We start from the raw sequence: 2,373 nt of genomic DNA, 5'->3' as shown, positions 1-2,373 counted from the left end.
CTCCAGCGTCATGCGGATCGGCGGCGTCAGCTTCACCGCCTCATCCTTGCCGGCGGCGCGGATGTTGGTCAGCTTCTTGCCCTTGAGCACGTTCACTTCGAGATCGTTGTCTCTGGAGTGGATGCCGATGATCATGCCCTGATAGACCTTGACGCCGGGATCGATGACCATCGGACCACGGTCTTCCAGGTTCCACATGGCGTAGGCCACCGCCTCGCCCTGTTCGTTGGAAATCAGCACGCCGTTGGTGCGGCCCGGCAATTCGCCCTTGTAGGGCTCATAGGCATGGAAAAGCCGGTTCATCACGGCGGTGCCGCGCGTGTCGGTCAACAGTTCCGACTGGTAGCCGATCAGGCCACGGGTCGGCGCGTGGAAGACGATGCGCTGGCGGTCGCCGCCGGATGGACGCAGTTCGACCATCTCGGCCTTGCGCTCGGACATCTTCTGCACGACGACGCCGGCATGCTCCTCGTCGACGTCGATGACGACTTCCTCGATCGGCTCGAGCAGGTCGCCATTTTCGGCCTTCTGCATGACGACGCGCGGACGCGACACGGCGATTTCAAAGCCTTCGCGGCGCATCGTCTCGATCAGCACGGCCAGCTGCAATTCGCCGCGGCCGGAGACGAAGAACGAATCCCTGTCCGGCGATTCCTCGATCTTCAGCGCGACATTGCCTTCGGCCTCGCGCAGCAGGCGGTCGCGGATGACGCGGCTGGTCACCTTGTCGCCTTCGGTGCCGGCCAGCGGACTGTCGTTGACCAGGAACGACATGGTCACGGTCGGCGGATCGATCGGCTGCGCATGCAGCGGTTCGCTCACGCTCAGGTCGCAGAACGTGTCGGCGACGGTGCCCTTCGACAGGCCGGCAATGGCGACGATGTCGCCCGCCTGCGCTTCTTCGATCGGCTGGCGCTCAAGGCCGCGGAAGGCCAGGATCTTGGAAATACGGCCGGTTTCGATCTGGGTACCGTCATGGTGCAGCACCTTGACCGGCTGGTTGGCCTTCAGAGTGCCACTCTCGATGCGGCCGGTGATGATGCGGCCGAGGAACGGATTGGCTTCCAGGATGGTGCCGATCATGCGGAACGGGCCGGGATGAACGGTCGGCTCCGGCACATGCTTGATGACGAGGTCGAACAGCGGCGCCAACTGCTGGTCCTTCGGTCCTTCTGGATTTTCCGAAACCCAGCCATCGCGGCCTGAACCGTACAGAATCGGGAAGTCGAGCTGCTCGTCGGTGGCGTCAAGCGCCGCGAAAAGGTCGAACACCTCGTTGACCACCTCGACATGACGGGCGTCCGGGCGATCGATCTTGTTGATGACGACGATCGGCTTCAGGCCGACCTTGAGCGCCTTGCCGACGACGAACTTGGTCTGCGGCATCGGCCCTTCGGCGGCATCGACCAACACGATGGCTGAGTCCACCATCGACAGGATGCGCTCGACCTCGCCACCGAAATCGGCGTGGCCAGGGGTGTCAACGATGTTGATGCGTGTATCCTTCCAGTCGACCGAGGTCGCCTTGGCCAGGATGGTGATGCCGCGTTCCTTTTCGAGGTCGTTGGAATCCATGGCGCGCTCGGCGACGCGCTGATTGTCTCGGAAAGAGCCGGACTGCTTCAAAAGCTGGTCGACCAGGGTGGTCTTTCCATGGTCGACGTGCGCGATGATCGCGATATTACGGATTTTCATGTTCTGGTCTCGGAAGCGTTGCAGGCAGCAGGCCAATAGGCGCTGCCTCTTTCGGTTGCGCGGCTCATACAGGGTTTTTCGCAGTTGCGAAAGAGGAGGCGCGTCACCAAATACTCATCAAATCTTAAGCATCTGCGTGTGAGATGATTTTGTTAACCAAGGTGGGAACCCTTCGGGACCCAGGCAGTTCAAACGTCATGACCGATAAACTCAACCGATTTTGGCCGCTCATCGCCTCCGTTGCCTTCGCCGTCCTGCTGGCGGCCAACGCCGCGCAGTCGGCCGCGACGATGAAGGAATCACGACCTGCCTTGTCGTCAGAGGCACAGGCCGAGCAGATTTTCGCCGACGCGCCCGACGGCGTCGACCCGGTGGTGACCGGCCCGGTCAGCGCCGCCTTCAAGCAGAGGCAGGTCAGCGCCAACTGCGACAGCGCCGTGTGGCCAAACATTCCGATAGTCTGCTACCCGGACTAAGACGCCGCGCGCCCTAGACGCGCGACACCTTTCCATCAGCGCGCGCTTATGCCGACCGCACCGGGTCGAGCGTCACCTTGTAGAGTTCGTTGTCGTCGCGATCCATCAGCCGCACCGTCATCTGCTCGCTGGCGCCTGAAATATCGACCAGCCCGAAGAATTGCAGGCCTGCCGAGGGCGGCAGGTTCTGTCCCTGTTCGGC

Annotated in this window: 2 protein-coding genes and 1 pseudogene; 1 reads left to right on the top strand and 2 read right to left on the bottom strand. The window is 62.3% G+C overall.

The features are described 5' to 3' along the window. Positions 1-1,695, bottom strand: a 1,695-nt coding sequence (gene typA, locus EN943_RS36570) for a translational GTPase TypA (RefSeq protein WP_127416567.1), incomplete at its 3' end; no start/stop codon positions are given. Positions 1,696-1,892: 197 nt separating this feature from the next. Here typA and EN943_RS36565 point away from each other — a divergent pair. After that, on the top strand, positions 1,893-2,171 hold the full coding sequence (locus EN943_RS36565) for a hypothetical protein (RefSeq protein WP_245476114.1): 279 nt from the start codon (positions 1,893-1,895) through the stop codon (positions 2,169-2,171). A 46-nt stretch (positions 2,172-2,217) separates the two neighbouring features. Here the strand turns inward: EN943_RS36565 and EN943_RS38710 are convergent. Continuing rightward, positions 2,218-2,373, bottom strand: a pseudogene (locus EN943_RS38710) (alkaline phosphatase); the annotation flags it as partial.

This window comes from Mesorhizobium sp. M7A.F.Ca.US.006.01.1.1 (assembly GCF_003997935.1).
Classification (GTDB): Bacteria; Pseudomonadota; Alphaproteobacteria; order Rhizobiales; family Rhizobiaceae; genus Mesorhizobium.
This window is presented reverse-complemented; position numbering and strand designations above follow the sequence as displayed.